This window comes from Blautia sp. HCP3S3_C4 (assembly GCF_052064095.1).
Classification (GTDB): domain Bacteria; phylum Bacillota; class Clostridia; order Lachnospirales; family Lachnospiraceae; genus Blautia_A.
In genome coordinates this window covers 94,238-100,290 of record NZ_JBQHWF010000014.1, presented here as the reverse complement: position 1 = coordinate 100,290, position 6,053 = coordinate 94,238, and the positions used below count along the sequence as shown (strand labels likewise).

7 protein-coding genes and 1 riboswitch are annotated in these 6,053 nt (G+C 42.7%); of the genes, 4 read left to right on the top strand and 3 right to left on the bottom strand.

What is annotated here, in order from left to right; genetic code table 11:
* Nucleotides 1–135 precede the first annotated feature (135 nt).
* Nucleotides 136–696 (top strand): GGDEF domain-containing protein, encoded by a 561-nt coding sequence (locus tag ACTNC6_RS12815; protein ID WP_441044279.1) that lies wholly within the window; start codon nt 136–138, stop codon nt 694–696.
* A 123-nt stretch (nt 697–819) separates the two neighbouring features.
* Here ACTNC6_RS12815 and thiM read toward each other — a convergent pair whose 3' ends face one another.
* Together thiM and thiW are read right to left on the bottom strand one after the other, a co-directional pair.
* Entirely contained in the window at nt 820–1,599 is a 780-nt protein-coding gene (gene thiM, locus ACTNC6_RS12810; protein WP_441044278.1) for a hydroxyethylthiazole kinase, read from the bottom strand.
* The gene (gene thiW, locus ACTNC6_RS12805) at nt 1,529–2,116 is read right to left on the bottom strand and encodes an energy coupling factor transporter S component ThiW (RefSeq protein ID WP_441044277.1); all 588 of its coding nucleotides are present in this window, start codon (nt 2,114–2,116) and stop codon (nt 1,529–1,531) included. Before thiW ends, thiM begins: the two co-directional genes overlap by 71 nt.
* A gap of 115 nt (nt 2,117–2,231) precedes the next feature.
* Nucleotides 2,232–2,335: riboswitch (TPP riboswitch) on the bottom strand.
* Between the two features lie 213 nt (nt 2,336–2,548).
* Between thiW and ACTNC6_RS12800 the strand changes: the two genes are divergently transcribed.
* From ACTNC6_RS12800 to ACTNC6_RS12790, 3 genes are all read left to right on the top strand, one after another.
* Entirely contained in the window at nt 2,549–3,424 is an 876-nt protein-coding gene (locus ACTNC6_RS12800; protein ID WP_441044276.1) for a DMT family transporter, read from the top strand.
* 170 nt (nt 3,425–3,594) lie between these two features.
* The gene (locus ACTNC6_RS12795) at nt 3,595–3,999 is read left to right on the top strand and encodes a DUF1284 domain-containing protein (protein ID WP_022381173.1); all 405 of its coding nucleotides are present in this window, start codon (nt 3,595–3,597) and stop codon (nt 3,997–3,999) included.
* A gap of 105 nt (nt 4,000–4,104) precedes the next feature.
* Nucleotides 4,105–5,160: a threonine aldolase family protein gene (locus ACTNC6_RS12790; RefSeq protein ID WP_161234122.1), complete on the top strand. Its 1,056-nt coding sequence runs from the start codon at nt 4,105–4,107 to the stop codon at nt 5,158–5,160.
* Nucleotides 5,161–5,168: 8 nt separating this feature from the next.
* Here the strand turns inward: ACTNC6_RS12790 and ACTNC6_RS12785 are convergent, their stop codons facing one another.
* Nucleotides 5,169–5,654, bottom strand: coding sequence for a sensor histidine kinase (locus tag ACTNC6_RS12785; RefSeq protein ID WP_441044275.1), 486 nt, complete (start codon nt 5,652–5,654; stop codon nt 5,169–5,171).
* Between the last annotated feature and the right edge of the window lie 399 nt (nt 5,655–6,053).

The following is a 6,053-nucleotide window of genomic DNA, read 5'->3' as shown; positions in this document are numbered from 1 at the left end:
TTTTTCTTTCTGTAAACTGATGACAGTATACAGAACAATCCAGAGACACGCAAGGTAATCATTATTACGCTATTTTAAGAGGTCAATAACATTATACTTCCAATTGTTTTAATCTTTATTGCAGGCGTATTAATAATGGCAACTTCATTTGTTATTATTAGTATGAGAGAGAAGAAGGCAAAGGATGCATACAACAGAAGATATGAAGCATCTATAAAGGACGAGCTTACAGGCTTATATAATAGACGAGGGTTTGAAGCTGACTGTGAAATAATCAAGAAAAATAATAACTTAATAGAATACGTTCTTATTATGATGGATTTGAACGGTTTAAAAGCAGCTAATGATAATATTAGTCATGAAGCAGGGGATGAGTTAATTATTGGCGCTTCGAAGTGTATGGTTAATGCATTCTCAGGTCTTGGAAGGACGTATCGTGTAGGTGGCGATGAGTTTGTTGCATTACTGAGAGGAACGAGAGAAGAAGCACAGGATGCAGTTAAGACATTTGATTATTTAACTGAAAACTTCCAGGGAAATCTTATTTCTGAACTTAGTGTGTCTAAGGGAGTAGTTGTTTGTTCAGAACATATAGAACTTAATTTTGAAGAAATTAAGGCAATGGCTGATAAGCTGATGTATGCAGATAAGGATGAATATTATAGACGAACAGGAAAAGATAGAAGACGAGTTTGATTTATAAATCACCCTTTGAGAGAGAAGGATTTACCATTGAAGCCTGTTGAGGCCTAAAAAACATTATTCATCCTCTGAGCATTTCGTTATATGAGGGCATATAGGCACTTTTTCACCTACTTATTATAAGGATAACTGGTAAAACTGATCAAACAGCTCCACCTGGAAGCTTCCGGGGCCGGAGCTGTTTTTTTCAGCTCTTTCGCCGGCGATACCAAATTCTGTAGCTGCAGTGAAAGCTGCAGTGAAAGGATCTGTGACTGCCAGATAAGTGGCACAGATCATGCCAAGCATACAGCCGGTTCCGGTGATCTGCGACATGGCAGGAGTGCCTCTTTTGATAAATGAGCATTTGTTTGCAGAAACGATCATATCTTCCTTACCAGTGATCAGGAGTGTAGTGTTCCATTGAGCAGCTTTTTCCTGGAAAAGTTCCTGCAGATGAATCCGATTGATATCTGTGACGGTATCCTCGTCCCCTGCATCAATGCCGATGGCATGGGCGGTTTGGCCGGACATGGCAAGAAGCTCAGACATATTGCCCTTGAGAAGTTCCGGCATATGAATGTTCATAAGTCTGTTTGCAAATTCGTAACGCAGATTGCTGCAGGCAGTACCTACCAGATCAAGCATAACAGGGATGTGGAGACTAGCTGCAGTTTTCAGAGATTCAGGCATGGATTTCATACGCGCATCAGTGATATTTCCAAGATTCAGTGCCAGTGCATGAGAACTTCTGGTAATCTCAGCTACTTCAGCGGGATGTTCTGCCATGATCGGGCGGCCTCCGGCCGCCAGAATAATATTAGCACAGTCATGGATAGAAATTGGATTAGTGATGCAGTGAATCAGCGGCTGTGCTGCTCGGGTCAGTTGTCTGGGATTTGTCTGATTTACGGTCATATACTTTTGCTCCAAGGCTTTGTTGAAATTTGGCAAGCATTCCTGTGTGACTTAAGGCTTTCAGGAAGAAATAGGCAATGGTGCCACCCATGCAGGTTGCTGCCAGAAACATTGGTGTATAGAAAAATGCGTTCAGTCCGCTTCTGCCCATAAGAAATGCCATTACAGGATAGGAAACCAGAGAGCCGATGATACCGGTTCCGAAGATCTCACCGATCACTGCGCAGATAATCTTTCCATGAGAAGCGCGGTAGAAAACGCCTGATAAAAATGCACCGAATACGGCACCTGTCAGTGCAAGTGGCGGGATACCCATAAACATCATGCGGATGATTCCGATGAGAGTGGCACAAAGAAGTGAATACCACGGTCCCAGAAGTACGGAGCAGACGATGTTTATCAGGTGTGCAGTAGGGCACATACCCTCGATTCTCAGAATGGGTGAGATGACAACGCCGATGGCAACCATCATGGCGAGCATGACCATTCTGAATGTTTTGGATCTGTCTGTGTTCATAATAATGAACCTCCTTGAAATGAAGATTTGGTCTGCCGAAGCAGACATTATCAGTTGTGCAGGAAACAGATAAAATCCTGCAAAAAAAATCTGCCGGAATAACACACTGGCAGATTTTAATATACAAATACAGTACCTACGCTGGCATTATCCATATCAGGTGCGGTCGAAGATCTATCTTCCTCTCAGCCTGTCCCACAGGCTCCCGTTGTTATCATCTATATGCAGATTTTTCTTGTGTTAGAGTAACACAAGCATCTGGAAAAGTCAATGGGATGTAAAATCAGGTCAGCAACCCTTTTTAGAGTGTTGCTGGAATAAAAAATCTATTTGTACTAAAACGATTGTCCGTGATATGATTAACAGGTAGATGACAGACGGCATATGATAAAAAGAAGCTGTCTGCATGGACAGAAAGGCAGGTTAAATCTGATGAAACAGGAAAATTACATAAAGGGTATGATAATGATCATCCTGTCGGCGTTTTTCTTTGCTTGTATGAATGTGAGCGTACGTCTGGCAGGTGATCTGCCGTCTGTGGAGAAGAGTTTCTTCCGGAATCTGGTGGCGGCGGTGTTTGCGGCGGTGATTCTCTGTAAAAATCGTACAGTGCCGAAGGTGGATAAGAAATACTGGGGACCACTGATCCTGCGTTGTGTGTGCGGGACACTGGGGATTCTGTGTAACTTTTACGCCATTGACCATCTGTTGGTGGCAGATGCATCGATCCTGAATAAGTTATCTCCGTTTTTTGCGATTATTTTTTCATTCCTTTTGTTAAAGGAAAAGATCAGACCGGCGCAGGCTGCGTGTGTTGCGCTGGCGTTTATCGGATGTTTATTTGTAGTGAAACCGGGATTTCAGAATGCGGCACTTGTTCCGGCACTGATAGGAGTCTGCGGTGGACTGGGAGCAGGAATTGCCTATACGATGGTGCGTGTACTGGGAACTCACGGAGTGAAGGGACCGGTTATCGTGTTTTATTTTTCATTTTTCTCCTGTTTGTCGGTTGTGCCGTGGATGTTGTTCCATTTCACACCCATGAGTATGAAACAGCTTGTGACATTGCTGATGGCAGGATTATTCGCAGCGGGCGGACAGTTTACGATTACGGCTGCATACACCTATGCACCTGCAGGGAAGATTTCCATCTTTGATTATTCGCAGATTATTTTTGCCACGATGCTGGGATTTGTCCTGTTTGGAGAGATTCCGGATAAGTACAGCTTTACAGGATATGTGCTGATTATTCTGGCATCATTGGGTACCTTTCTTTATAATATGAGGGTAGTTAAGGCTGGTAAATGAAGAAAAAGTAAAAAAGGATTTTTCTGATTTTATCCAGTAAGTCTGATGAAATCCGACCAGTATATAGAATTATTGGATTGTAAACTATAAAATAAAAAAAGTTGTCAATAAAAACGCTTTGTGTTAAAGTATCCAATATGTTAAAAAATTAAGGAGAAGGGTGCACAAAGATGTCTTTTATAAAAAATATTCCACTACGCCCTCACCATGGAATGTGCCTTGCATATTTCAAGGGTGAGGGATACAGTGATGGGTTTTCCGCACATATGCAGGAAATGCTGGATATTTTCCAGAAGGGAGCGAAGATACAGCTTCATGCAGATACAGACGAGATCTGTTCTGCCTGTCCCAATAATGAAAAAGGATGCTGTTCTTCCTTTTCGCTTGTAGAAGCATATGACAATGCAGTGCTGGAACTGTGCGGTCTGGAAAATGGACAGATTATGGAATTTGATGATTTTACAGATGTTGTTCAAAAGAAAATCCTGGCATCAGGAAAGAGGAAAGAAATCTGTGGGAATTGTCAGTGGAATTCCATCTGTGAAAGTCAGAAGAGCAGATGGGAGAAATGCTAAGAAAAATAGAGTAACAGAATGAATAGCGTTCCGGTACAGAACAGAAGCTATGAATAAAAAAGTCAAATGCGCAAATAGTGCAGTAGAAAGGACATAACGATAAAAATGGAAAATACAGAATCACGTTTATATTTCGCCAGTGACTACATGGAAGGTGCGCATCCTGCGATCATGAAGAAGCTGATGGAGACAAACCTGGAGAAAACAGTGGGCTATGGTCAGGATCCATATACAGAAGATGCGAAAGAAAAGATCAGAAAAGCCTGCAATGCACCGGAGGCAGACGTATTCCTGCTGGTTGGCGGAACACAGACCAATGCCACAGTAATCGATGCACTTTTGAAATCCTATCAGGGAGTTGTGGCTGCGGATACAGGGCATATTGCAACCCATGAATCGGGCGCTATTGAATTTGGTGGACATAAGGTTCTGACAGTACCGCAGAAAGATGGAAAAATCTCTGCACAGCAGATTGAGAAGCTGGTGAAGGATTTCTATGATGATGCCAATTATGAGCATATGGTAATGCCCGGGATGGTATATATTTCCCAGCCAACAGAATATGGTACCCTGTATTCCAGAGAGGAATTAGCAGCTCTCAGCAAAGTCTGCCGGGAAAATCATCTTCCCCTTTATGTGGATGGCGCCCGCCTTGCCTATGCACTGGCAAGCCCGGAGAATGATGTGACTCTCACTGATCTGGCTGAACTTAGCGATGTATTTTACATTGGAGGAACCAAATGCGGAGCATTGTTTGGAGAAGCAGTGGTTATACCGCAGAAAGGACGGATTCCTCATTTCTTTACGATCATCAAGCAGCATGGAGCATTGCTTGCCAAGGGACGGATCGCAGGAATCCAGTTTGGTGAACTGTTTACGGACGGGCTGTACCTGCGGATCGGCAAACCTGCAATGGAAGCTGCAGAGCAGATCAAGGATGCACTGAAGAAGTATGGATATCAGCTTTCTCTGGATACTCCCACCAATCAGATCTTCTGCATTGTGTCCAATGAGGTAATGAAAAAAATAGCCCAGGATGTGGAGTTCGGATTCTGGGAGAAGTATGATGAGACACACTCTGTGATCCGCTTTGCCACAAGCTGGGCTACTACTATGGAAGATACACAGAAACTGATTCAGATTCTGGAAAAAAATAAATAAGAAAAAAATCAATAGTCAGTTGATTTAGGCAGTATCAGGGCAATGGTACTGCCTTTTTCGCTGCTCTGGGTTACTTTTACCTGGCCGTTGTGCTGTCTGGCAATCTCGCTTACAAGAGCAAGCCCCAGACCTGCACCGCCCATGGCGCGGCTGCGGGATTTGTCCACACGGTAGAAGGGATCAAAGATTTTTTCCTGATTTTCAGGGGAGATACCGATACCTGTGTCAGTTACCTCCAGGACTGCAGATTCTGCAGAATGAATGCTTACAGTAACGGAACCGGAAGGCCGGTTATATTTGATCGCATTTTCAACCAGATTATAGACTGCCCGGTACAGAAGGATATAGCTGCCTGTAACAGTACAGTCACCTTCTGTCTGAATAAGCCGGATCTGATGTTTGTCTGCAATCGGATCCAGATCGCAGAAAACCTCTTCTGTGAGTGCTGCAAGAGAAATAGTGTCAGAACGCTCTACAGTCTGAAGGCCTGTCATGTCCAGCAGGATTTCCGCAAGATGGGAAAGCCGTCCGGTCTGTTCAGGGGACTTACTTGATTCGGTTAAAATTTTGACTCTGATATATTATCAATTTTATCATAGCACACGAAGTATAAAATTCGTGTAAAAAAAGAAAATGTTTCATATTATAGCAATCCTCTAAAATATCCGATTACAAAGTTCTTTTAACAAGTTTCAGATTTGTCTGTGATTGGCCATGAAATAAAATTTTGAAAAGTTATTTTCTTAACACAGATTTTATTTCTCAGATGCTATAATGTGTGCATATCAATAAAACAGTGTCTGTCATGCGGGGATGAAATCCAGATCTGCAGACAGACATAAGGAATTAACCAATTAAACTGTGAAGCAGTTATTTGGTTAGGAGCAGGTAGA